19 protein-coding genes and 1 pseudogene are annotated in these 24472 nt (G+C 61.1%); 7 read left to right on the top strand and 13 right to left on the bottom strand.

What is annotated here, in order from left to right; genetic code table 11:
• Positions 1-40: 40 nt before the first annotated feature.
• From miaA to JOE39_RS22410, 5 genes are read right to left on the bottom strand one after another with little or no spacing between them, the layout of a single operon-like run.
• On the bottom strand, positions 41-1012 hold the full coding sequence (miaA, locus tag JOE39_RS22430) for a tRNA (adenosine(37)-N6)-dimethylallyltransferase MiaA (protein WP_003393538.1): 972 nt from the start codon (positions 1010-1012) through the stop codon (positions 41-43).
• A complete protein-coding gene (gene mutL / locus JOE39_RS22425) occupies positions 1013-2959 on the bottom strand; it encodes a DNA mismatch repair endonuclease MutL (protein ID WP_245227500.1) in 1947 nt (648 codons plus the stop codon).
• Positions 2959-4386, bottom strand: a complete 1428-nt coding sequence (locus JOE39_RS22420) for an N-acetylmuramoyl-L-alanine amidase (protein ID WP_198702760.1) — start codon at positions 4384-4386, stop codon at positions 2959-2961. Before JOE39_RS22420 ends, mutL begins: the two co-directional genes overlap by 1 nt.
• Before the next feature lie 2 nt (positions 4387-4388).
• Positions 4389-4859 (bottom strand): tRNA (adenosine(37)-N6)-threonylcarbamoyltransferase complex ATPase subunit type 1 TsaE, encoded by a 471-nt coding sequence (gene tsaE / locus JOE39_RS22415; protein ID WP_210078258.1) that lies wholly within the window; start codon positions 4857-4859, stop codon positions 4389-4391.
• Positions 4847-6337: an NAD(P)H-hydrate dehydratase gene (locus JOE39_RS22410; protein WP_122220663.1), complete on the bottom strand. Its 1491-nt coding sequence runs from the start codon at positions 6335-6337 to the stop codon at positions 4847-4849. The genes tsaE and JOE39_RS22410 overlap by 13 nt, the downstream gene beginning before the upstream one ends.
• Before the next feature lie 63 nt (positions 6338-6400).
• On the opposite strand from JOE39_RS22410, the gene queG reads away from it, so the two are divergent.
• Positions 6401-7489, top strand: coding sequence for a tRNA epoxyqueuosine(34) reductase QueG (queG, locus tag JOE39_RS22405; protein ID WP_024649466.1), 1089 nt, complete (start codon positions 6401-6403; stop codon positions 7487-7489).
• A gap of 198 nt (positions 7490-7687) precedes the next feature.
• Here the strand turns inward: queG and JOE39_RS22400 are convergent, their stop codons facing one another.
• Together JOE39_RS22400 and orn are read right to left on the bottom strand one after the other, a co-directional pair.
• Positions 7688-8299: a trimeric intracellular cation channel family protein gene (locus JOE39_RS22400; RefSeq protein ID WP_003343002.1), complete on the bottom strand. Its 612-nt coding sequence runs from the start codon at positions 8297-8299 to the stop codon at positions 7688-7690.
• Between the two features lie 97 nt (positions 8300-8396).
• Positions 8397-8933, bottom strand: a complete 537-nt coding sequence (gene orn / locus JOE39_RS22395; protein ID WP_003342999.1) for an oligoribonuclease — start codon at positions 8931-8933, stop codon at positions 8397-8399.
• A 108-nt stretch (positions 8934-9041) separates the two neighbouring features.
• Between orn and rsgA the strand changes: the two genes are divergently transcribed.
• On the top strand, positions 9042-10073 hold the full coding sequence (gene rsgA / locus JOE39_RS22390) for a small ribosomal subunit biogenesis GTPase RsgA (RefSeq protein WP_003317188.1): 1032 nt from the start codon (positions 9042-9044) through the stop codon (positions 10071-10073).
• Between the two features lie 61 nt (positions 10074-10134).
• Here the strand turns inward: rsgA and motB are convergent, their stop codons facing one another.
• Together motB and motA are read right to left on the bottom strand one after the other, a co-directional pair.
• Positions 10135-11175: a flagellar motor protein MotB gene (gene motB, locus JOE39_RS22385; protein WP_003393549.1), complete on the bottom strand. Its 1041-nt coding sequence runs from the start codon at positions 11173-11175 to the stop codon at positions 10135-10137.
• A 3-nt stretch (positions 11176-11178) separates the two neighbouring features.
• Positions 11179-12030, bottom strand: a complete 852-nt coding sequence (gene motA / locus JOE39_RS22380) for a flagellar motor stator protein MotA (protein WP_003342993.1) — start codon at positions 12028-12030, stop codon at positions 11179-11181.
• 207 nt (positions 12031-12237) lie between these two features.
• Here motA and JOE39_RS22375 point away from each other — a divergent pair, with 207 nt between their 5' ends.
• From JOE39_RS22375 to JOE39_RS22365, 4 genes and pseudogenes are all read left to right on the top strand, one after another.
• Positions 12238-13773 carry an HDOD domain-containing protein gene (locus JOE39_RS22375; RefSeq protein WP_122233652.1) on the top strand — a complete coding sequence of 512 codons (1536 nt, stop codon included), beginning with the start codon at positions 12238-12240 and terminating at the stop codon, positions 13771-13773.
• 45 nt (positions 13774-13818) lie between these two features.
• A pseudogene (locus tag JOE39_RS26425) lies at positions 13819-14631 on the top strand (rhodanese-like domain-containing protein); the annotation flags it as partial.
• Positions 14632-14787: 156 nt separating this feature from the next.
• A complete protein-coding gene (gene asd, locus JOE39_RS26420) occupies positions 14788-15651 on the top strand; it encodes an archaetidylserine decarboxylase (RefSeq protein ID WP_003317183.1) in 864 nt (287 codons plus the stop codon).
• Positions 15652-15905: 254 nt separating this feature from the next.
• Positions 15906-17690 carry a molecular chaperone gene (locus tag JOE39_RS22365; protein ID WP_210078260.1) on the top strand — a complete coding sequence of 595 codons (1785 nt, stop codon included), beginning with the start codon at positions 15906-15908 and terminating at the stop codon, positions 17688-17690.
• Positions 17691-17756: 66 nt separating this feature from the next.
• Here the strand turns inward: JOE39_RS22365 and serB are convergent, their stop codons facing one another.
• Positions 17757-18971 carry a phosphoserine phosphatase SerB gene (gene serB, locus JOE39_RS22360; protein WP_017278683.1) on the bottom strand — a complete coding sequence of 405 codons (1215 nt, stop codon included), beginning with the start codon at positions 18969-18971 and terminating at the stop codon, positions 17757-17759.
• A gap of 130 nt (positions 18972-19101) precedes the next feature.
• Here serB and JOE39_RS22355 point away from each other — a divergent pair, with 130 nt between their 5' ends.
• Positions 19102-20646, top strand: a complete 1545-nt coding sequence (locus JOE39_RS22355; protein WP_003317180.1) for a HAMP domain-containing protein — start codon at positions 19102-19104, stop codon at positions 20644-20646.
• A 175-nt stretch (positions 20647-20821) separates the two neighbouring features.
• On the opposite strand, the gene JOE39_RS22350 is transcribed toward JOE39_RS22355, so the two are convergent.
• The 3 genes from JOE39_RS22350 to JOE39_RS22340 form a co-directional block, all read right to left on the bottom strand.
• Entirely contained in the window at positions 20822-21517 is a 696-nt protein-coding gene (locus JOE39_RS22350; protein ID WP_016567056.1) for a PqiC family protein, read from the bottom strand.
• A gap of 183 nt (positions 21518-21700) precedes the next feature.
• Positions 21701-23956, bottom strand: coding sequence for a DNA topoisomerase IV subunit A (gene parC / locus JOE39_RS22345; RefSeq protein WP_003317178.1), 2256 nt, complete (start codon positions 23954-23956; stop codon positions 21701-21703).
• Between the two features lie 10 nt (positions 23957-23966).
• Positions 23967-24446, bottom strand: coding sequence for a TIGR02281 family clan AA aspartic protease (locus JOE39_RS22340; RefSeq protein WP_161421471.1), 480 nt, complete (start codon positions 24444-24446; stop codon positions 23967-23969).
• Between the last annotated feature and the right edge of the window lie 26 nt (positions 24447-24472).

The raw sequence follows: 24472 nt of genomic DNA, 5'->3' as shown, positions 1-24472 counted from the left end.
GACCGACCACCCCCCAAGGATAGACGGCTATTGCAGGGACTCAGCTCAATATGGAGACCGATCCCAGGTATTTCAAGGCGCGCGACAGATTGTCGCTGGCCAGGCTGTCCAGCCAGTGCAAGTCCTCCCAGCTGCGTAGCCAGGTGAACTGCCTTTTGGCCAGCTGGCGCGTTGCAATGATGCCGCGCTCCTGCATTTCATCCCGCGTCAGCTTCCCATCCAGGTGATCCCAGACCTGGCGATAACCGACGGCTCTTATCGATGGCAACCCCGAATGCAGGTCACCTCTTGAGCGCAATGCCAGTACTTCGTCCAGAAACCCCTGATCCAGCATTTGCTCGAAACGTAGCGCGATGCGTTGGTGCAGCACCTTGCGATCAGCCGGAGCGATGGCAAGGTTCGCGACAGTATAGGGCAATTGCTGGCGCCCTGATGCGGCTGCTTCGGTACTTTGCGCAGTTTGTTGCTCGCGATGTGCCGTCATGCTCATTCCGCTGACGCGATACACCTCGAGCGCCCTGATCAGCCGTTGCGGATCGTTGGGGTGAATACGGGCCGCCGAAACGGGATCGACCACCGCCAATTGATCGTGCAATGCCTGCCAGCCGAAGGCCTGTGCATCTGCCTCAAGCTGCGCCCTGACCTGTGCATCGGCCGCCGGCATGTCCGCCAGCCCGTCCAATAGAGCCTTGAAATACAACATAGTGCCGCCGACCAGCAAAGGAATATTTCCGCGTGCGGTAATTTCCGCCATGGCCGCCAGAGCGTCACTGCGAAAATCGGCTGCGGAGTAGCTTTGCGCCGGGTCGAGAATATCGATCAGACGGTGAGGATGTTCAGCCAGCTGCGTCTTCGACGGCTTGGCGGTGCCGATGTCCATGCCGCGATAGACCAGCGCAGAATCGACGCTGATCAACTCGCAGGGCAGCACTTTAGTCAGTTCTATCGCAAGGTCGGTCTTGCCGGCAGCGGTAGGCCCCATGAGAAAGATGGCCGGAGGTAAAGCGTTCATTCATTGACCGCGCAGGAATAATTTATCCAGGTCATTGAGACCCATCTGGGTCCAGGTAGGACGACCGTGGTTGCATTGCCCGCTGCGCTCGGTGTTTTCCATGTCGCGCAGCAGGCCGTTCATTTCCGGGATGGCCAGACGCCGGTTGGCGCGAATCGCGCCGTGGCAGGCCATGGTGCCGAGCAGCTCGTTCATGTGCGCCTGCACCCGGTCGCTGGTGCCGTATTCCATGAGGTCGGCCAGTACATCGCTGACCAGCCGGTTGGCTTCGGCCTGTTTGAGCAATGCAGGGATCTGGCGGATCGCCAGGGTTTCCGGGCCGAGCCGTTGAAGTTCGAAGCCCAGGCGCTGGAAAGTCGCAAGGTGCTCTTCGGCGCAATCCGCTTCACGCTGGCTGACCGCGATGGACTCGGGCACCAGCAATGGCTGGCCGCTCAGGCCTTCGTTGGCCATGGCTATTTTAAGGCGCTCGTACATGATCCGCTCGTGGGCGGCATGCATGTCCACCAGCACCAGGCCGTGAGCGTTTTCAGCAAGAATGTAGATACCCTTGAGCTGCGCCAGCGCATAACCCAGCGGCGGAATGTCACCGGGCGATTCAGGCAGCGACGCGGGCGCGGCACTGGGCAGCGGCGCGAAGAATTCACGGTAAGCGCTTTGCGCTTCGGCCACCGGCACGCCAGCGGTGGGCCGAGGCGTGTATTGATACTGATAACCGCTGCCAGCGCCGCCACCGGCAGCAGGCCGGGAAAACGGCTCGCCCTGGGGCTGCTCCAGCACATTGTTGGCCAGACGCATTTCACCCTGCGGCCCGAATTCACCCGCTTCAGGTCCGCTCGGGCGGGTCTCGGCGACAACCGGCACACTGCCACCCAGCTGATTTTCAGGGCGCACATCGCCCAGCGCACGGTAAAGGGTGCCATACAGGAAGTCATGCACCATGCGCCCGTCGCGGAAGCGCACTTCATGCTTGGTCGGGTGAACGTTGACGTCCACAGCGGCCGGATCGACCTCGAAGAACAGCACAAAGGTCGGATGACGGCCATTGAACAGCACGTCGCGATACGCCTGACGCACCGCGTGGGCGACCAGCTTGTCGCGCACTGCCCGGCCATTCACGAAGAAATATTGCAGGTCGGCCTGGCTGCGCGAGAAAGTCGGCAACCCGACCCAGCCCCACAGATGCAGGCCATTGCGCTCGATCTCGATGGGCAGCGCCTGCTCCAGAAACCCCGGCCCGCAGATTGCCGAGACACGTCGCGCTCTGGCGGTGTCATCATGCGCTTCATGCAGGCTCAGCACGGTCTTGCCGTTATGACGCAGGTGGAAGGCCACGTCGAAACGCGCCAGCGCCATGCGCTTGATGACTTCCTGCAAATGATCGAATTCGGTTTTTTCGGCTTTCAGAAACTTGCGTCGGGCCGGCGTGTTGAAGAACAGGTCGCGCACTTCAACGGAGGTGCCTACCGGATGCGCGGCCGGTTGCACGCGTGGCGCCATGTCACGACCTTCGGTTTCGACCTGCCACGCCTGATCGGCGTCGCGGGTGCGCGAGGTCAGGGTCAGACGCGCCACGGAGCTGATCGAAGCAAGCGCTTCGCCGCGAAACCCCAGGCTCATGACCCGCTCGAGGTCTTCCAGGTCGCGAATCTTGCTGGTCGCGTGGCGTGCCAGCGCCAATGGCAGATCGTCCGAAGAGATACCGCTGCCATCGTCACGCACTTTCAACAGTTTGATACCGGCCTGCTCGACGTCGACATCGATGCGCCGCGCGCCGGAGTCGAGGCTGTTTTCCAGCAGCTCCTTGATCACCGAAGCCGGACGCTCGACAACTTCGCCCGCCGCAATCTGGTTGGCCAGACGCGGACTGAGCAGTTCGATGCGTGCTGCGTTCAGGGCAGTCTTAGCGTTATCGGCTTCGGCGCCGTCGAGCAGGAGATCGGTCATTACTGAGTCGCCACCTCGGAACTTGGAATACGCAGATCCTGGCCGATCTTCAATTCATCGGACTTCAGATTGTTGGCGCTGCGCAAAGTGGCGATGTTCATGTCGTAGCGCGCGGCGAGCATGGCCAGGGTTTCGCCGGAACGAACGACGTGATTGCGCGGCCCTTGGGCCAGCTTGCCGTTATCACGCAGCCAGGCGATATAGGTGCCCTGCGGCGGGTTCTGCTGGAAGAACTGTTTGACGCCCGACGTGATCGAACGCGCCAGCGCCTGCTGATGCGACGCAGAACCGAGCTTGTTGGCCTCATTGGCGTTGGAGATGAAGCCGGTTTCCACCAGAATCGACGGAATATCCGGCGACTTGAGCACCATGAAGCCCGCCTGCTCGACACGTGACTTGTGCAGCGAGGTCACGCGGCCAATATTGCTCAATACCTTCTGGCCAACGTTCAGGCTCGAAGACAGCGACGCGGTCATGGACAGGTCCAGCAACACGCCCGCGAGCATGCGGTCCTTGTCGTCGAGGCTGACCGCGCCGGCACCACCAATCAGGTCGGAACGGTTTTCACTGTCCGCCAGCCAGCGTGCGGTTTCAGAAGTGGCCCCCCGATCGGACAGGGCGAACACTGATGCGCCGAACGCAGCGGAGGACGGCGCGGCGTCGGCGTGGATCGACACAAACAGATCGGCGCCCTTGGAGCGGGCGATCTCGGTACGTTTACGCAGCGGAATAAAGTAGTCGCCGGTGCGCGTCAGTTCGGCGCGGTAGCCTTTCTCGGCATTCACCTGGCGCTGCAACTCCTTGGCAATCGACAGCACCACGTTTTTCTCTTTCTGACCGGCACCGCCCGAGGCACCAGGGTCTTCCCCGCCGTGCCCGGCATCGATCACCACGACGATGTCGCGCTTGCCGTTCGGCACCGGGGTCAGCTTGATTTCAGGCTTGGCCGGGCTGACCGGAACCGCGGGCGCGGTGTTGGCTGCGGTGTCGGGAATCACAGGTGTCGGATTGGCATCGGCGGCGTTGTCGTACAGGTCGACCACCAGACGGTTGCCGTATTGCTGATTCGGCGCCAGCGTGAAGCTCTTCGGGGTCACACCCTTTTTCAGGTCGATGACCACGCGCAGGTCGGTAGGCGTGCGCTGCGCAGAACGCATGCTGCTGATCGGCGTATTGGCCGTCGGTACGTTCAAGGGGCCGCCAAGCGTCGCACCATTGATATCGATCACCAGACGGTCAGGCGAAGTCAGGGTAAACAGGCTGTGCTGGACCGGCCCAGTCAGGTCGAAGACCAGACGAGTGTTATCCGGCGCACGCCATAAGCGGACACTTCGTACTTGCGTAGCGGCAACCGCCTCGACAGCCAGGGCCATCAACAGCAGACCAACTACAGTAACCAGCGCGCGCATGCGCATACCTAACCCCATATCTATTTGAATTCCAAAGCCAAAGTGGCACACCAACGTTCGCCAAGCGAGCCCAGCGGGCTCAATATCACGGACCGACCTTCTCCGTGCGGCCCAATGGTAATGGTCAGGTCAGGCTTTGGCAAAAAGCCTGCACCACGCTGGGGCCATTCAATCAGACAAAGTGCGTCGCCGTCGAAGTAATCACGCACGCCCATGTACTCGAGCTCTTCCGGATCGACCAGCCGGTAAAGGTCAAAGTGAAACACCTTTATCGCGCCGATTTCGTAAGGTTCGACCAGCGTGAAAGTAGGACTCTTGACGGCCCCGACATGCCCGAAGCCGCGAATCAATCCCCGCGAAAGCGTGGTTTTTCCAGCGCCCAGATCGCCATCCAGAAAGATGACGCCAAGGCCTTCAGTGACCTTGGCCAGACGTGCACCAAAATCCATCATTGCCTCTTCGCCCACCACATGCAGCGTTAAATCAGACACGGTTGCAGCTCCTCCAATAACTGACGAATGGCAGGAATAATATCGCTGGCGGCCAGCCCTCGACCGCACTCACCGACTTTCTGACCGGCGCTTGCGTGCAGCCACACGGCCAGACAGGCCGCGTCGAAAGGCTTGAGATGCTGCGCCATCAGCGCGCCGGTCAATCCGGCCAGTACGTCACCCAGCCCCGCGGTGGCCATGGCCGGATGACCGCGGTCGCACAGCGCCAGTTGCCCGCTGGCATCGGCAATCAGGCTGCCGGAGCCTTTGAGCACACAAACCGTATCGAATTTACGCGCCAGCGCCCGCACTGCAGCAGCCCGGTCAGCCTGAACGTCCTTGATGCCCACGCCCAGCAACCGCGCCGCCTCGCCCGGATGCGGGGTGATGACACTGCCTTTGGGCAGGCTGACCAGCCCGGCGGCCAGCATGTTCAGCGCATCGGCGTCCCACACCTGCGGACGATCCGCGTTGGCAGCCGCCGACAGCAGGCTGCGCCCCCAGGCCGCCTGGCCCAGTCCGGGACCGACCACCAACACGCTGGCTGGCTCGATCAAGCCCATCAGCTGGTTGGCCGAATGAATCGCCGCGCTCATGATCTCCGGCATGCGCGTCAGGGCGGCCGGAACATGCTCGGGCCTTGTCGCCAGCGTCAGCATGCCTGCACCGCTGCGCAGGGCGCTTTCGGCGCTGAGCAACGCTGCGCCACCAAAACCGTGATCGCCACCGATGACCAGCACCCGGCCAAACATACCTTTATGGGCGGTTCGCGGGCGTGCTGCCAGTTGCGGCAGGTTGTGTTTATCGAGGCGCTTCGCACTGAACGGCGCCTGCGCCACCAACGCCGGGTCTGTACGCAGGTCGTCGAAAATCAGCTCACCTACCAGATCCGCCGCATCGCCCGTCAACAACCCCACTTTGAGGCCGATGAACGTAACGGTCACATCGGCACGCACCGCGACACCCAGCGTCTGGCCGGTATCTGCGCTCAAGCCAGACGGAATATCCACGGCCACGACGGGCAGACCACTGTCGTTGATAGCGTTGATGGCCGAGACATAGGGCTCGCGCACCTTGCCTTCGAGCCCGGTGCCAAGCAAGGCATCCAGCACGACACCGACCAGCGGCTGCCCGGCCCATGCCTGAATATCAATACCGAAAGCCGCAGCATGCGCCGACGCGGCATCCCCCGTCAGTGCGGCCGGGTCGCCGACAGCCAGCACCCTGACCTGCCAGCCGGCCTTGTGCGCCATGGCAGCCACCAGATACCCGTCACCGGCGTTGTTGCCACGCCCGGCCAATACGGTCAGCTCGTTGGCCTCCGGCCAGCGCCGAAGCAAGGTGTGCCACAACGCTTGCGCAGCGCGCAGCATCAATTCCAGGCCGGGTGTACCGGCCGCAATCAGCCGTGCGTCGAGGTCGCGAACCTGCGCAGCGCTGTACAGCGCGTCGGGTAAATGAGGTTTAGTGTCGAACATGCGTCTATGGGCTCCGATGTCTGGCAGAATTATACGCACCTTGGCCCCGGTTTCTCTCTGCGCATGTCCGCTATTACTGCTGTACTTCCTACTTCCGATGATCTTGCCGCCCTTGCCGTCTCAATCAAGGCGTGGGGGCGTGAGCTGGGTTTTCAGGAAGTCGGGATCAGCGGCCTGGACCTGGCAGAGCACGAGCAGCATCTGCAACGCTGGCTCGATGCAGGCTATCACGGGGAAATGGACTATATGGCAGCCCATGGCAGCAAACGTTCCCACCCCGATGAGCTGGTGCCGGGAACGCTGCGCGTGGTGTCGCTGCGCATGGATTATCTGCCGGGCGACACCGAGATGGCGCAGCGCCTGACCGAGCCGGAAAAAGCCTATGTCTCACGCTACGCGCTGGGCCGTGATTATCACAAACTCATCCGCAAGCGCCTGCAGCAACTGGCCGAGCGTATTCAGCAGGCCATCGGACCGTTTGGCTTTAGGGCCTTCGTGGACAGCGCGCCTGTGCTGGAAAAGGCCATCGCCGAACAGGCCGGGCTGGGCTGGATCGGCAAGAACACGCTGGTGCTCAACCGCAAGGCGGGTAGCTTCTTCTTTCTCGGCGAGCTGTTTGTCGATATCCCGTTGCCGGTCGACGCACCTCATGCGACCGAACATTGCGGTCGCTGTACAGCCTGCCTGGACATCTGCCCGACCGCCGCGTTTATCGGCCCTTACGTGCTGGACGCGCGGCGCTGCATTTCCTATCTGACCATCGAGCTGAAGACGGCGATCCCCGAAGAGTTGCGGCCATTGATCGGCAACCGGGTGTTCGGCTGTGACGATTGCCAGATCGTCTGCCCGTGGAACCGCTTCGCCCGGCCAACCGAGCAGAGCGACTTTCAGCCGCGCCATAATCTGGACAACGCGGGGCTGGCCGAGCTGTTTCTGTGGGATGAAGAGAAATTCCTCGGCAGCACCGAAGGTTCGCCACTGCGCCGGGCGGGTTATGAGCGCTGGCTACGCAATCTGGCCGTGGGGCTGGGCAATGCGCCCTCTACCATCCCGGTGATCGAGGCCCTGCAAGCACGGCGCGACTATCCTTCGGAACTGGTCAGGGAACATGTGGAATGGGCGCTGCAGCGGCACGGCGTGGCGCCACGTTAAAGGTACCCCTGGATATTCCTGTGGGAGCGAGCTTGCTCGCGAAGAGGCAGGGACCATCGCCGGAGATTTATGCCTCTGTCAGTCAGCCTTCGCGAGCAAGCGAAGCGTAGCCCGGCTCGCTCCTACATGGTTATGACTGAACAACATTGCCTCCCACAAGACTGGCTTGGGCATGCCGCTCGCGGCCTTCTCCCCTCTTCAAGGCTCGTCTTTATAGACAAACTTGGGCATTTCCCAGCGGAAACGAATTGCCAGCAGGCGCAGCAGCAGGCCGCCGAACAGGGTGATCAGCACCGCTTGCTCGTTCGGCAACTGCAGGTACTGGCACAGCAGAAAACACCATGCGGCCAGAAAAGACACGCTGGCGTACAGCTCGCGGCGAAAGATCAGCGGGATGTCGTTGCAGAAGATGTCACGCAGGATGCCACCGAAAACCCCGGTGATCACGCCGCAGACTGACGCGATCAGCAGACCGTGCCCGGCCTCCAGCGCGGTCATGCAGCCGATCAGGGTAAAGGCCACCAGCCCCAGTGCGTCGAGCACCAGAAACAGTGAGCGCAGGTGACGCATCAATGGCGCGATGAAGATCGTCACCAGCGCCGCCACACTGGTCAGAACCAGATACTCCGGGTGCTTGACCCAGGTCAGCGGGTAATGACCGATCAGCACGTCGCGCACCGACCCGCCACCCAGCGCCGTGACGCAGGCAATCAGCACCACGCCGAACCAGTCCATCCCGCGACGCCCTGCAGACAGGGCTCCCGTCATGGCTTCAGCAGTGATAGCGATCAGATAAAGCATCAGCAACATTGGCGGCGACTCTGCGACAAAGGCGCGCAGTCTAACCAGCCGACCAACGCACTGAAAGAGTGCAGCGAAGATTATTCACTGCACGCGCGAGTCTCGATCAGGCCTTGATGAAGTGCTCACGATAAAAGCGCAGCTCGGCAATCGACTCGCGGATGTCGTCGAGCGCCAGGTGGGTGCTGCCTTTTTTGAATTTCAGCTCGGGAGACCAGCGCGCAGCCAGTTCCTTGAGGGTCGAGACATCCAGGTTGCGGTAGTGGAAGTAGTTTTCCAGCGTCGGCATGTGGCGATACAGGAAGCGGCGATCCTGGCAGATGCTGTTGCCACAGATCGGCGAACTGCGCTCTGGCACCCACAGCTTGATGAACTCAAGGGTCTGCGCCTCGGCTTCAGCCATGCTGACGGTACTTTCCCGCACGCGCTGGGTCAGGCCCGAACCGCCGTGCTGGCGAGTGTTCCACTCGTCCATTTTCGCCAGCGTCTCGTCGCTCTGATGCACGGCGATCACCGGACCTTCGGCCAGGGTGTTCAGCTCGCTATCGGTGATGATCGTGGCCATTTCGATAATGACATCGGTATCAGGGTCCAGACCGGTCATTTCCAGATCGATCCAGATCAGGTTCTGCTTGTTCTGCATGTGTCGACTCCTCAGCGTAGGCGCGCAGTTTAGCTCACCCTGCCGTGCTAGACTCCTGCCGATCCATCGTACTGCCTAATTCATCGGTTACATCACATCGGAACACCCATGGCCAAACGCCAACTCAATCGTCGTCAGAACTGGCGCATCGAAAAAATTCAGGGCGAGCGTGCTGCCCGCGCGGCAAAACGCGAGTCCGCTACGCTTGAAACACTTGAGGGTGGCGACCTCGGCCCCGAGCAGACGGGCCTGGTGATCGCTCACTTCGGCGTGCAAGTCGAAGTCGAGGCCCAGGAAGGCGAAGCGACCGGTCAGGTCTTTCGCTGCCACCTGCGCGCCAACCTGCCTGCGCTGGTAACCGGTGATCGCGTGGTATGGCGCGCCGGCAATCAGGGCATTGGCGTCATCGTCGCGCAACTGCCTCGCACCACCGAACTGCGCCGCCCGGATTCACGCGGCCAGCTCAAGCCTGTGGCTGCCAACGTCGACCTGATCGTGATCGTCTTCGCGCCGATGCCCGAACCGCATGCCAACCTGATCGACCGCTATCTGGTGGCCGCCGAGCATGCCGGGATTCGTCCGTTGCTGCTGCTCAACAAGGCCGACCTGATCGACGAACAGAATGCGCCCGCGCTCAATGCGCTGCTGGCGGTCTACCGCACGCTGGGTTACCCGGTGCTGGAAGTGTCCGCACACCACGGTGATGGCATGCAGAGCCTGCAAAGCCAGCTTGACGGGCACATCAGCGTGTTCGTCGGCCAGTCCGGCGTCGGCAAGTCCTCGCTGGTCAACAGCCTGTTGCCGGAAACGGACACTCGGGTCGGTCCGCTGTCCGAAGTTTCCGGTCAGGGCACACACACCACGACCACCGCCCGCCTGTTCCACTTCCCGCGCGGCGGCGATCTGATCGACTCACCGGGCATCCGGGAGTTCGGCCTGGGGCACGTCAGTCGTGCCGACGTAGAGGCAGGTTTCATCGAGTTCAACGACCTGATCGGTACCTGCCGCTTTCGTGACTGCAAGCATGACCGCGAACCGGGCTGCGCCCTGCTCAAGGGTCTTGAGGACGGCCGCGTGCAACAGCAGCGCATGAACAGCTACCGCTCGATCATTGCCAGCCTGCCGCAAGACAGTTACTGAAGACCGAACGCCGCACGCAAAAACGCCGCGATGATCGCGGCGTTTTTGTATCGGTTACCGCTCAGTTCTGGGCCGGCTCGACCCGCAACTTGCCATCGTCAAAGATGTTCAGCTTCTGGCGGATCTCGTGCGGCTGGGCGTAGGCCTGCGGATCGGGCGGCGCCGCTGTCGAAGCCCCCGGAGCAGCAGGTACCGCCGGAGCCGCGGGTGTCGCAGGCGCTGGCGCGGCAGGTGTGACTGGCGCACCACCGGAGTTCTGATCGCCCTCGATGCGGTGTTGGGCCTTTTTGGTCAGCACCACGATATCGATGCGGCGATTGATCGGGTTGGTCGGGTTCTGGTGGTCATAAAGAGCAGACGACGCGTACCCCACTACCCTGGCCACTTGCGAGTCCGGATACGTGCCGGCTACCAGCGCACGGCGTGCAGCGTTCGCACGGTTGGCCGAAAGCTCCCAGTTGCCGAACCCGCCACTGCCCACAAAAGGCGTTGCATCGGTGTGGCCGCTGATACTGACCTTGTTTGGCACGCTTTTAATGGTGTCAGCCAGGGCCAGCAGAATGTCTTCGAAATAAGGCTTGAGGCGCGCGCTGCCCGAGTCGAACATCGGCCGGTTTTCGGCATCCATGATCTGGATACGCAAACCGTCCTGAGTGATCTCGAACAGAATCTGGTCCTTGAACTTCTGCAGTTGCGGATTTTCCTGGACCTTGTTCTGCAGTTCCTGGAGCAGCATCTCCAGACGCTCTTGCTCCACCGCTTCAGCCTTGGTCTCGGCATTTTCCGCTTCGATCGGCACCGTATCCGGCGACGGCGTGGTCTGAACCTCAGGGTTCAGCGTCTGGTTCGGCGACATCTCCGGCGAACCGCCCAGATCGATCACATACGGCGAACCGCTGTCCGAGAAGCCGACCGGGTCTTTGAAATAACCGGCGACCGCGAGCAACTGCTCGGGGGTGGCAGACGACATCAGCCACAGCACCAGAAAGAACGCCATCATCGCGGTCGCGAAGTCGGCAAACGCGATTTTCCAGGCACCGCCGTGATGTCCGCCACCGAAGCGCTTTACGCGCTTGATGATAATCGGCTGATTATTTTCCATGACTTAGCGACCGCGAACCGCTTGTTCCAGCTCGCTGAAGCTGGGGCGATGCAGCGGATAGAGAACCTTGCGGCCGAACTCGACAGCCAGCGAAGGCGGCATGCCGGAGGCCGAGGCAACCAGAGACGCCTTGATGGCCTCGTAGACGTTCATTTCTTCCTTGGCATCATGCGCAAGGCTGGTGGCCAGAGGACCGAAGAAACCGTAAGCCGCGAGAATACCGAAGAACGTACCGACCAGCGCCGCACCTACGTGCATACCGATCGCAGCCTTGTCGCCCGAACCCAGCGACGCCATGGTCACCACGATACCCAGTACCGCAGCCACGATACCGAAGCCGGGCATACCGTCAGCGATACCGGTAATGGCGTGGGATGGATGCTCGAGGTCTTCTTTCATGCTCAGCAGTTCCATGTCGAACAGACCTTCCAGCTCATGGGGAGCCATGTTGCCGGACGACATGATGCGCAGGTAGTCGCAGATGTACGCAGTCATGCGCTCATCCTTGAGCACACCCGGGTATTTGGCGAAGATCGGGCTGGAGGCAGCGTCTTCGATATCCCCTTCGATCGCCATCATGCCTTCACGGCGGCTCTTGTTGAGGATTTCGTACACCAGCCCCAGCACTTCGAGGTAATAGGCATGTGTGAAGCGCGAACCGAACATCTTCAGCGACTTCTTGAACACGTGCATGAACATGTAGCCAGGGTTGGCCTGGAGGAACGCGCCCAGTGCAGCACCGCCGATAATCAAGACCTCGTACGGTTGGAACAGCGCCATGACCTTGCCATGGGACAGCACATATCCGCCGATGACACTTGCGAGAACGACAATGATGCCGATGATTTTAGCCATAGGAAAAAATACTTTACTGAGTCGGGTTCAGGGACAGTCCGGAAGTTGTTGAATCTCTTCTTCTCCTTATCGGCCTAACTGGGCCAGACTATAGCCGGTTCTTTTGAAAAACCCATTTATGCGCCTCCATAAAAGGAGGAAAATGGCCTCAGCACCCCGTACACTGGCGGTTTCCCAGCTCAGATAATCAGCCGCACAGGCCCTCGAATGCCGACAGTACACGCAGCACATCACCTCGTTCCGAAGACGCTGGATGCCTGGGTCAAACTGCTTGACGGCATCGCGTTGCCGGTCCCTGCCGTCAATCATGGACACGTCCGCGCCGCACTGAACGACAGTCGTCGGTCGCTGCGTGAAATTGCCGAAATGATGCAGGAAAGTCCTGCGCTGGTGCTCAGCGTGATGCGCGAAGCCAACCATCACACCCACGGTTTGACCGAGCAGGCCGAGAGCCTCGAAATTGCGATCAACCGCCTGGGGCTGGCGCGTACCGAAGTCCTTCTGGGCCGTTTGCCGGCCAAGCCGCCCGAAGAAATTCCTGCGGCCTATCGCCAGCTGATTCTGGTCAGCCAGCACGCCACGCAACAGGCCAACGGTCTGTTTGCCAGCCGCCTTGCGCGACTCTGGCAGGACATCCACATGGGCAGCCTGCTGTTTCTGTCGCCGCTCTGGCCAATGGCGCTGGCCTATCCGAAGCTGCTCGAAGAACTGGAGCTGCGGGTTATCCACAAGGGCCATTCCAGCGTTGCAGTGGAAAAAGAGCTGTTCGGCGTCAACCTGCTGGAATTGTGCCTGGCACTCGCCGAGTTCTGGCGCCTGCCGATCTGGGTTACGCGCGGCTATAAGCTGTTGATCAACGAGCGACGCGATCTGGCCAAGGCGCTGCGTATCGCCCGCGAAGACAATAGCCCGCTGCAGCAGCAACAACTGATGGACGACGACCCCAACCTGCGCCGCTGGCTGAACCAGCCCGCCAATACCGTGTTGCTGGGCAACGGCCTGGCGCTGGCCGCACAACAGGCCTGGAACAGCCCGCATTGCCTGCGCTGGGAACGGCTTACCAGCCTGTACCTGCAACAATCGATGAGCGAAGTACAGCAACAGGCGCACCAGAATGCCGCCAGCAGCGCCCGCATCCACGCGGAAAAAGACCTCTGGCACCCGGCTGAATCGCTGATCTGGCCGTGGGACGCACGCCGCGTAAGGCGCGACAATGAACCTGCACCGCCGCCATCGGCCGACGCCCTGCAACTGTGGCGCAAGCAATGCGCCGAGCTGCTGCAGGATCCCAGCCCGTTCATCAATGCCATGCACCTGACCACCTCGGCGCGCGATGCGTTTATCTCGTGTGGCATGGAGCGGGTCATGCTGCTGATGCTGGACAAGACGTCGACGGTGCTGCGCGTCAATCAGACTGCCGGGCTGCCGAAGGACGCCGCAACCTTGCAGCTGTTTATCAAGGAAAGCACCGTGCTGCAACGCCTGCTGACCCAGCCGACGCAGTTACGCATGACACCCGCCAACAGTGCGCAATTTGCCGCGCTGCTGCCCCCGCAGCTGAAAACCCTGTTCAGCGGCCAGCACTGGCTGATCCGCTCGCTGAGCAACAACGGCAAAGTCATGCTGCTGGTGGTCGCCGACCAAGGCGGCGGGGCCTTGTCGGAAATTTCCGTTCAGGCATTCGGAAAAACCGCGCAATGTATTGAACGGGCACTGGGCATCTTTAGTCATCGCAAAGCCTGAGGCCTGGCGTACAATTCGCCCCTTTCCTTTCATCGGAGGCTGCAAATGTCCGCATTCACTGGCTTGTCGCTGGTCATCGAACCCAACGATCTGCTTGAGCGTCTAGACGCCCCGGAACTGATCCTCGTGGATCTGACCAGCAGCGCTCGCTACGAAGCCGGGCACATTCGCGGTGCCCGCTTCGTCGATCCGAAACGTACACAACTGGGCAAGCCTCCTGCCCCCGGCCTGCTGCCCGACACTGCCAGCCTTGAGCAACTGTTCGGCGAGCTGGGCCACAATCCCGACGCCGTGTATGTCGTCTACGATGACGAAGGCGGCGGCTGGGCCGGGCGTTTCATCTGGCTGCTGGATGTCATCGGCCACAGCCGTTATCACTATCTGGACGGTGGACTGCTGGCCTGGGAAGCGCAATTGCTGCCGCTGAGCACCGACGTTCCGCCTGCTGCCGAGGCCCCGGTAACGCTGACGCTGCACGACGAACCTACCGCCACGCGTGAGTACCTGCAAAGCCGTCTGGGCGCCGCCGACCTGGCGATCTGGGATGCCCGCGCGCCGACCGAGTATTCGGGCGAAAAAGTGGTCGCGGCCAAAGGCGGGCATATACCCGGCGCCGTCAATTTCGAGTGGACGGCGGGCATGGACAAGGCGCGCAACCTGCGTATTCGCCAGGACATGCCGGAGATCCTTCGCGACTTGGGCATCACGCCTGACAAGGAAATCATCACGCACTGTCAGACCCATCACCGCTCGGGCTTCACCTATCTGGTGGCCAAGGCGCTGGGCTATCCAAGGGTCAAGGCCTATGCCGGCTCGTGGGGCGAATGGGGCAATCACCCGGAGACACCGGTAGAACTGCCGGATGTGGCCGCCGCGCCCGTCGAGGCAGTCGAGCTTGCGCAACCCGTCGCGCCTGCGCAGCCAGCACCAGCCGAACGCGTCGAACCGGTCCGCGCCACCGAACCGGGACGGACCTCACAGAAATATTCAGGACACTCATCCTCAGGACCTTCAATGAAAGACCGCTTGTTCATCATCAGCCAGTACCTGCTGCCGCACCACCTGCTGTCACGACTGGCAGGCTGCGTTGCCGAGTGCCGCGTACGCTGGTTCAAAAACGCTTTCACCGCGTGGTTTGCGCGCCGTTATCAGGTAGACATGTCGCAGGCACTGGTCGAAGACCTGACGTCCTACGAGCACTTCAACGCGTTCTTCACCCGCGCATTGAAAGCCGACGCCCGCCCGCTCGATACCACTCCGGGCGCGATTCTTTCGCCAGCCGACGGTGCCGTCAGCCAGTTGGGCTCCATCGACCACGGCCGGATCTTCCAGGCCAAGGGCCACAGTTTCAGCGTGCTCGAACTGCTCGGCGGTGATCCCAAGCTGTCAGCGCCGTTCATGGGCGGCGAGTTCGCGACCGTTTACCTGTCGCCGAAGGACTATCACCGCGTACACATGCCACTGGCTGGCACGCTGCGTGAGATGGTCTACGTACCGGGCCGCATCTTCTCGGTCAACCAGACCACGGCCGAAAACGTACCCGAGCTGTTCGCCCGTAACGAGCGAGTGGTCTGCCTGTTCGACACCGAGCGCGGGCCAATGGCAGTGGTACTGGTGGGCGCGATGATTGTGGCGTCTGTCGAAACGGTATGGGCCGGGCTGGTCACGCCGCCCAAGCGTGAACTTAAGACGTTCAGCTACGACGAAGCGGCGCGTGCACCGATCCACCTGGAAAAAGGTGCCGAAATGGGTCGGTTCAAGCTGGGCTCTACCGCCATCGTGCTGTTCGGTCCAGGTCAGGTGAAATGGGCCGAACAACTGACCGCTGGCTCCAAGGTTCAAATGGGCCAGGCACTGGCTGTTCCGGCCCAGGCATGATGGCGGCCTGAGCCTCGATGCATGAGTGTCCGATGATGGACAGTGGCGCTCATGCAACGTGCCGCCGGACGGTAATGGCTTAGAGCCATAACTGCTGCGAAGCGATGTCGATACTGGTAAAGTCGTCCGATTGATACTGTAGGATACTTCGCACTTTCATGGGCGTATGCTCGGCACATCGCGGGTGCGCGATAACCTCGGCCCCCTATGAAGCCATCGTCCGCGCCAGTGAGTTGTTGGAGCTTGCCTGTCACATGAGTAATTTTAGCCTCCCTCTGCTATTGCGTGCCCCCACGCCAACGCAGTCGAGCCTGACATTCAGTGAAGCCAACCCCCGCGACCTCAAACGCTGGATCTCCAGATTGCCCAAGGCAAACCTCGGAGAAATGGCGCGCCAGCTCTATCAAGGGCTGACCGAGCTGAACCAGTTGATCACCCCGAGCGAAAACCGCCTGCAACTGCTCGAGCTACTGCGGCCCGAGGTGTACTTCGTCTGCAAGCACCTCGAACGTCACTTCCTCAATCAGGCCATTGTGCTGGACGAGCGACCACGCAAGGTTGCCAACCTCTGCCAGGCACTGCAAAACCATCTGGCGACCGGTTACAAGCAAATCATTCAGCAGGTCGCCTCGCGCTACACGCGAGACCAGGCCGGGCTGTTCAGCATGGCGCTGCAACGCGCACTGCACGGGCTAAACGGGCCGCTGATTCGCGCCAACCAGCTTTACTGTCCCGTTCAGGACGGCCTGTGGCTCGAACTGCACCAGATCTACCAGATTGCCCGTCAGTACCAGCTACACAACACGCCGGTCGAAGAACCCCTGGCCCATCACAGCAAGGTGCTGAGCGTGGAACAGACCTACGTGATCGCGCTGCTGATGGGCTGCTCGCGCTGCAATCAGATGCGCCAACTGAACATCGGCAAACTGGCCGATGCGCTGGAGGCCTGGAGCCCGCTGGTAAAGCTGCAGTCGCCTGCCACGCAAAGCAGCCTCTTCGCCCTGGACCCGACGGTCGACAAACCGCCGCTGTATCGCACACTGTTCAGCGACGAACAATCGCCTCGGCTGCTGGGTATCAATACCTTCGCGCTGGCGGAAGCGATCAATCAGTACCTGGCCCTGCCGGATGACCAACGCACGCCCTCGCCGCTGCTGATTCCAACTGGCATCAACACCGACCTGCTGCAACATCTGGCGTTCGCCTGGGGCGATGTGGCCGAACGCACCTTTCAACGCACGCCTGGTAAGGGCACGCTGAGACTGTGCATTGGCATGAGCGCGCTGCATTTCTATGTCGCGGGCCAGAAGTCGTTCAGCGAGCTGTTGCAGTTGAACAGCGCCACCAGTGCAGCGAGCTTTTCGTTGAAGATGGCCAATGATGACGTGGACGATCCGTGGGCCTCGGCGTTTGATACGCAGCGCGGCAATAGCTCATCCGTTCTGCTGCCCTACGAAGAGATCGAATACCCGAAAAATGACGGCGACAGCGAATCGCTTTCCAACAACCAGCACGCGTTTCCGACCTTCGACCTGAATATTGTCAACCACAGCCCGGGCGGTTACTGCCTGGCGTGGCAGAAGGACGTGCCTCAGCAATTGCAGGCTGGCGAGCTGGTGGGTATTCAGGATGACGCAGGCCAGGGCTGGAGCATTGCCATGGTGCGCTGGATCCGTCAGGTACGCAGCGGCGGCACACAGATGGGGATCGAACTGATCGCCCCGTTTGCCCTGCCGTGCGGTATGCAGCTGATTCGCGAACAGCAGAACAGCCAGTATCTGCGAACCCTGATGCTGCCCGAAGTACGTGCCATGGGAAAACCGCCCACCGTGCTTGCTCCGCGCCTGCCGTTTCAGGAGGGCAACAAGGTGATGATCAACGTCAACGGTGAGGAGCGCCGCGCATCACTGAGCAATCGGCAGGTCAGCAGCGCCAGTTACAATCAGTTCGAGTATCAGATGTACGACGCCCCGAAAGCCGCCGAGATCGAAAAGGCCAGGCCGGATCAGGAATTCGATTCCTTGTGGGGCACGCTGTAGCGATCACTGCGGCAGCCGTCGCGATTGCCCCATCGCCATCAGGGGCAGACCACGACAGCCCCAGCGTCAGTGCTGTCCTTCGCGGTCGCGGAAACCCAACAAGTACAGCACGCCATCGAGTCCCAGCGTCGAAATGGCCTGTTTGGCCGATTGTTTGACCAAAGGCTTGGCACGGAACGCTACACCCAGTCCGGCAATCGCCAGCATCGGCAAGTCATTGGCACCGTCGCCGACCGCGATGGTCTGCTCCAGGCTCAACCCTTCCTTGTGGGCCAGTTCGCGCAACAGATCGGCCTTGCGCTGCGCATTGACGATCGGCTCGACGGCTACGCCGGTGACCTTGCCGTCAACCACTTCCAGTTCATTGGCAAAGACGTAATCGATGCCCAGCTTCGCTTGCAGTTGCTTGGCAAAATAGGTGAAGCCACCCGACAGAATCGCCGTCTTGTAACCCAGTCGCTTGAGCTCGGAGAACAGCGTTTCAGCGCCTTCGGTCAGGCGCAGAGAGGCGCCGATTTCATCCAGCACGCTCACATCGAGCCCCTTGAGCAGGGCCAGACGCTCTTTGAAGCTTTCGCTGAAATCCAGTTCGCCGCGCATGGCACGCTCGGTAATCTCGGAAACCTGCTCGCCGACGCCCGCAGCCTTGGCCAGTTCATCGATGACTTCGGCCTCGATGAGGGTCGAATCCATGTCGAACACCGCCAAGCGTCGGTTACGACGGAACAGCGAATCCTGCTGGAACGCGATATCGACGTTGAGATCCTGGGCAACCGCGAGGAATTCGGCCTGCATGGCTTTCGGGTCGGCAGGCTCGCCGCGCACGGTGAACTCGATGCAGCCCTTGCCCTTGTCGGCCGGAGTGTCGAGCGGCATGCGACCGGACAACCGATCGATCTGATCGATATTCAGCCCATACTTGGCAGTGATGGCGCTGACGCACTGCAGTTGCTCGGCCGTGACCTTGCGGGTCAGCAACGTAACGATGTGACGCGCCTTGCCCTGGCCGTCGACCCAGTGTTGATAGTCGGTTTCGGACACCGCCGTGAAACGGACTTGCTGATCCAGTTCGTAGGCGGTGAACAGGATGTCCTTGAGCACCGAGGATCCCTGCACGGTATCCGGAATTTCAACCAGGATGCCGAACGACAGGGTGTCGTGGATCACCGCCTGACCAATATCGAGAATGTTCACGCCACCCTGAGCGAGGACGCCGGTGATGGCTGCAGTGAGACCGGGACGGTCGACACCAGTGATGTTAATCAGGACGATTTCGCGCAAGGCGCACCCCCGCAGTGGAAAAAAACCGCATTCTAACCACATTCAGTGACCACCGGGCACAGGCAGCGCTTTGCCGCCACTGGGTCGCTCGTTATACTGCGCGACAACTTCACCGAAAGAGCCGTGCTCTGTGAACCGGCCCACGCCCGTTAAAACCGATAATTTCTTCCTGCTCATCTTTCGTGCCCTGCGTCATCGCCGTGTACCGATCGCTTTGCGCATTGCCAGCCATAACGTGATCCTGGTCGCTTTGGCGCTGGTGATCTACGCCGGTGTCATGGGCCTGCAGTTCAAGCAGGCCATGCATGAACAGGCTGATGCGCTGGGGCAGGCCCTGACCACCCAGACCGCCACCTCGGCTACCGAGCTGTTGGTGTCCAACGACATCCTCAGTCTCAACGTGCTGTTGGGTAATCTGGTCAAGAATCCGCTGGTAGCGCATGCCGCTATCTACAGTGTGGATAACCGCATCCTCGCGGAGGCCGGCCAGCGCCCGAAAAACGGGCTACTGGGGGAAGCTCAGGGTCTGTATGAAATCAAGATCACGTTCCAGGACGTGATGGCGGGCCATCTGCGCATCAGCCTCGACATGTCGCAGTTCCAGCAGCCGCTGACCATCAGTCTGCAGAGCATGGGCATTCTGGCCGGCATCCTGCTGGCCCTTGCGCTGGCCCTGAGCCTGCGCCTTGGTCGCCATATCTCCACGCCACTGATGCAGATGCGTATCTGGCTACGGAATATTGACCCGTACACACCAGCCACAGATCGCCAGGATGAAATCGGCGATCTGGCGCGGCAGTTGCGTACCTCGTTCGCGCCGCCTGTGCCGGAGCCAGAACCGCTGCCCGAGCCCGAATATGAAGGCGAGGAAGACGACAGCGAAGATCCTTATCTGGAGCCGGAAGAGAAGCCCGCGCCAAAGGTTTCGGCACGCAGCAGCGAAGCAAAACCGCGCTTGCCGGCACCACCTGTGCAGCGCCGCATCGTTGCCGAAGAAGATGAAGACGACGATGATGAGGATCCGTTCGCCGATCTGCGCGACCAATCGGACAACTCGCCAGCCGTTCGCCCGGTGGCTGCCTCGGCAGCGCCGGTCGAACCGCACAACAGCGCAGTGCTGGCCGTGCAGCTCGGTGCGCAGGATCAATTGCGCCGCCTGCCCCGCGCACGCCTGACCGAATTGCTGCAACGCTACCGTGACTGCCTCGATCAGGCCGCTTCGCTGTATGAAAGCGAGCTGCACACGCTGAATGACGGCAGCACGCTGATGCTGTTCCATAGCCACGAAAGCGGTGATGACTACCTGACCAACGCGATCTGCTGCGGCGAGCTGTTGCGCGCACTCAGTCATGCCTTGCAGATCGAGGTGGCCGACAGCGGCATCACCTTGCAACTGCAACTGGGCCTGACGCTGGGCGAAGGCTTGAGTGGTCTGAGCCAGATCGATCTGTTGCTGACCGAAACCGCGCAGGATGCACTGGCACTGTCTCAGCACAGTCGCAACCTGCTGCTGGTCGAGCGCCGCATCAACGACGACCCGCTGATCCGCCAACGCGCCCGCATCCGCCCGATTGCCAGTCCGGAAGGTGCCTGCTGCGTAGAACGCCTGATGGAGCCCTACCCGTCGATGCTCGAACGCCAGTTGGCGCGCATGCACGAATCCAACAAGGCCTGATCGCCTCCTCCGCTCACTCCTCCCTCGTGCCCATGCTCCAGCGTGGGCATGCCGTTCTGGACGCTCTGCGTCCTATCCTGACGGTGCGGCGCGTCAGGAACGCCTAGGTGTGGGAACCAGAGATGAGCGCCCAACAAAAAGCCCGCATCGCTGCGGGCTTTTTGTTGGGCCGATCCTAGAAGCGGAACACTTCAAGATCGGTGCGTATAGGGGACGCCAGTGGAATTCTTGGCTTGTCAGGCTCTTTGGCCTTGGCGACAGGTGTTTTTTTCGGCTCTTCGAGCGCCTGCCAGGAAATCGGCTTGATGGCCGTGCTGACCTGATCAGCCAGGCGCTGCAGCAGCATACCCTGGGCCTTGACCTGATCGGCAGAGCTGCCGGCATGGACTTGTTCCAGGTGGACCAGTCGGCTGTCACGCACATGGCCTTTGCGGTCCACAAGTCGCCATTGTGCGTCCAGTACTGCGGGCTGTTTGGCACCGGAGTCCAGGCGAGTGATGGACAGCACGACCTGAACATCGGGCGTGAAGCTGGCCGTTGCGGGCGCCATGACGACGCGCTGGCTGTCCAGCTTCCAGGCCAGCTGACGCAATAGCAGCTGGTCGATATCCGAAGACAGGTTACCTGCCCAGCGCCCGTCGGACGAGGCGGTCAGGGTACCGTCAGGCTGGCGTTGCAGCAGGGTTTCGCGTTGCAGATAGTCGGCCACCGAAACAGGACCCAGCAGTACTGCCAGACCACTACTCTGTTTCGGCTGACCAGGCTCACCACTATCGAGCTGATAAAGCGCGGTCGGCTGGTGCACACTGCAACCAGCCAGACCCAGAACGCCAGTCATCAGCAGGATCAAGGGAAGGCGTAGAAAATTCATCATCCCATCCAGGTGGCCGTCCAGAGACAAGCCACAGTATAAGTACTTTCAAGACCCATGCAGGCACTGAGCCACGCATGCACCCCAAGACCCCATATCATCCGTGAATATGCACCATGACTCCAGCGATTATGCATCGTACTTCATGGCAAAACGAAGAACCTTGGTGCCAGATCAATGTTTTCAGCTATTTTCCACCAATAATGCATCGACCCTCTGGAAGCCCCTTGGCAGTTTATTGCCTCGTCGGCCACGTTCCCCCTTGTAATGTTCGAGGTCTTCAGGTTTCAGCGACAGCGTTCTTTTGCCCGCCTGAAGTACCAGCGTAGCGCCTTGTCCGATCACCGCAAGATCAGTCACATACTCTTCACGGCTGGCTACCCGCTCACCCGGAATACCGATGATCTTGTTGCCCTTGCCTTTGCCCAACTGCGGCAAATCGCTGATCTTGAACACCAGCAGGCGGCCTTCGGTGGTCACCGCAGCCAGCCAGTTCTGCTCACGATCAGGCACGGGGCGAGGCAGGATGACTTTCGCCCCGGCCGGCAGGCTCAGCAGCGCCTTGCCCGCCTTGTTCTTGGCTTGCAAGTCTTCGCCTTTGACGACAAAACCATAACCGGCATCCGACGCGATCACGTACAACGCATCATCTTCCGGCAGCAAAACGCACTCGAAGGTCGCACCCGGTGGCGGTTGCAGCTTGCCCGTCAGCGGCTCGCCCTGGCCTCGCGCTGATGGCAGGGTGTGGGCCGCAACCGAGTAGCTGCGCCCGGTCGAGTCGATGAACACGGCGAACTGATTGGAGCGGCCGATGGACGAGGTCTTGAAACCGTCCCCGGCTTTATAGGAAAGCCCGGTAGCATCGATGTCGTGGCCCTTGGCACAGCGTACCCAGCCTTTTTCCGACAGGACGACAGTCACCGGCTCAGTGGGCATCAATTCGTTTTCAGACAGCGCCTTGGCTTCGGCACGGGCAACGATGGGCGAACGACGGTCGTCGCCATAGGTTTCCGCGTCGGCAATCAGCTCGGCACGCACCAGCTTGCGCAGCTTGGACTCGCTGCCCAGCAACGCCTGAAGCTTGGCCTGCTCCTTGCGCAAGGCGTCCTGCTCGCTGCGCAGTTTCATCTCTTCCAGACGCGCCAACTGACGCAGACGGGTATCGAGGATGTAATCGGCCTGAATTTCCGACAGATCGAAACGCGCAATCAGCTCCGCCTTCGGATGCTCGGCGGTACGGATGATGTGAATCACTTCATCGAGGTTCAGGTAAGCCGTGAGCAAACCGTCCAACAGGTGCAGACGATGCTCGACCTTGTCCAGGCGGAATTGCAGGCGGCGACGCACCGTACCGATACGGAACGTCAGCCATTCGCCCAGCAGTGTCTTGAGGTTCTTGAGCTGCGGCTTGCCATCCAGGCCGATGATGTTGATGTTCACCCGGTAGCTGGATTCCAGCTCGGTGGTCGCGAACAGATGCTGCATCAGCTCGTCCAGCTCAACCCGGTTGGAGCGCGGGATGATCACGATACGGCATGGGTTCTCGTGGTCCGACTCGTCGCGCAGGTCGGCAACCATCGGCAGCTTCTTGGCCTGCATCTGCGCGGCGATCTGTTCCAGCACCTTGGCACCGGATACCTGGTGCGGCAGTGAGGTGACGATAATGTCGCCATCTTCGATGCGATAAACCGCACGCATGCGCACCGAGCCACGTCCGGTCTCGTAGATTTTCAGCAGGTCGGCACGTGGCGTGATGATTTCCGCTTCGGTCGGATAATCCGGCCCCAGAATGTGCTCGCACAGCTCGGCAACCGTGGCCTTGGGATCGTCCAGCAGGCGAACGCAGGCACTGGCGACTTCGCGCAGGTTATGCGGCGGCACATCAGTCGCCATACCGACGGCGATACCGGTGGTGCCATTGAGCAGGATGTTCGGCAAACGTGCCGGCAACACCGCAGGTTCGTCCAGGGTGCCGTCAAAGTTCGGCACCCAGTCAGCAGTGCCCTGACCCAGCTCGCTGAGCAGGACTTCCGAGTAACGCGACAGACGCGCCTCGGTGTAGCGCATGGCCGCAAACGACTTGGGATCATCCGGCGCACCCCAGTTGCCCTGCCCGTCCACCAGCGTGTAGCGGTAGCTGAACGGCTGAGCCATCAGCACCATCGCTTCGTAACAGGCCGAGTCGCCGTGCGGGTGGAACTTGCCGAGCACGTCGCCGACGGTACGCGCCGACTTCTTGTGCTTGGCGTCGGCACCAAGGCCCAGCTCGCTCATCGCGTAGATGATGCGTCGCTGAACAGGCTTCAGGCCGTCACCGATATGCGGCAAGGCACGGTCCATGATCACGTACATGGAGTAGTTGAGGTAGGCCTGTTCGGTGAAGTCCGCCAATGATCGGCGTTCTACACCATCCAGGCTGAGGTCAAGGGAGTCGCTCATGCGGGCCTCATTATTTCGTTGACTGGCGCAGCAGCAAATTGCCGCCACGCTGTGTGAATTCGAGTTGTTTCATCGCGCTCATACCCAGCAGCACCTGTTCACCGTCCAGACCGGGCGCCACCAGGGCACGCACATTGGTCAGGACGATATCGCCCAGTTGCAAGCGGTCAAGCGTGGTCCGAAAACCCTGACTGCTGCCGTTGGCCGTGCTGACCGTGACGGGAAAGCCACGCTTGAGCCCCAGGCGGTCAGCCATATCACCGGGTACGGCCACATCGGTCGCCCCGGTGTCGATCATGAACTCCACTGTCCGGCCGTTGATCTGGCCGGTCGTGACGAAGTGCCCCTGACGATTGCCTGCCAGCTGCACCTCTATATAGCCGTCACCGTGTTGCGAGGTGACCACGGCGTTGGGGTTCTGCTGCCGGTCTTCCCAATCGCCGAAAAAGCGCGTCGCGAGAAACAGACCGGCCGCCCAGGCCACGATCATCAGCACCTTGCCAGCGCGCTTGCCAG

The sequence above is a fragment of the Pseudomonas sp. PvP100 genome, from assembly GCF_017833055.1.
Lineage (GTDB): Bacteria > Pseudomonadota > Gammaproteobacteria > Pseudomonadales > Pseudomonadaceae > Aquipseudomonas > Aquipseudomonas syringae.
This window is presented reverse-complemented; position numbering and strand designations above follow the sequence as displayed.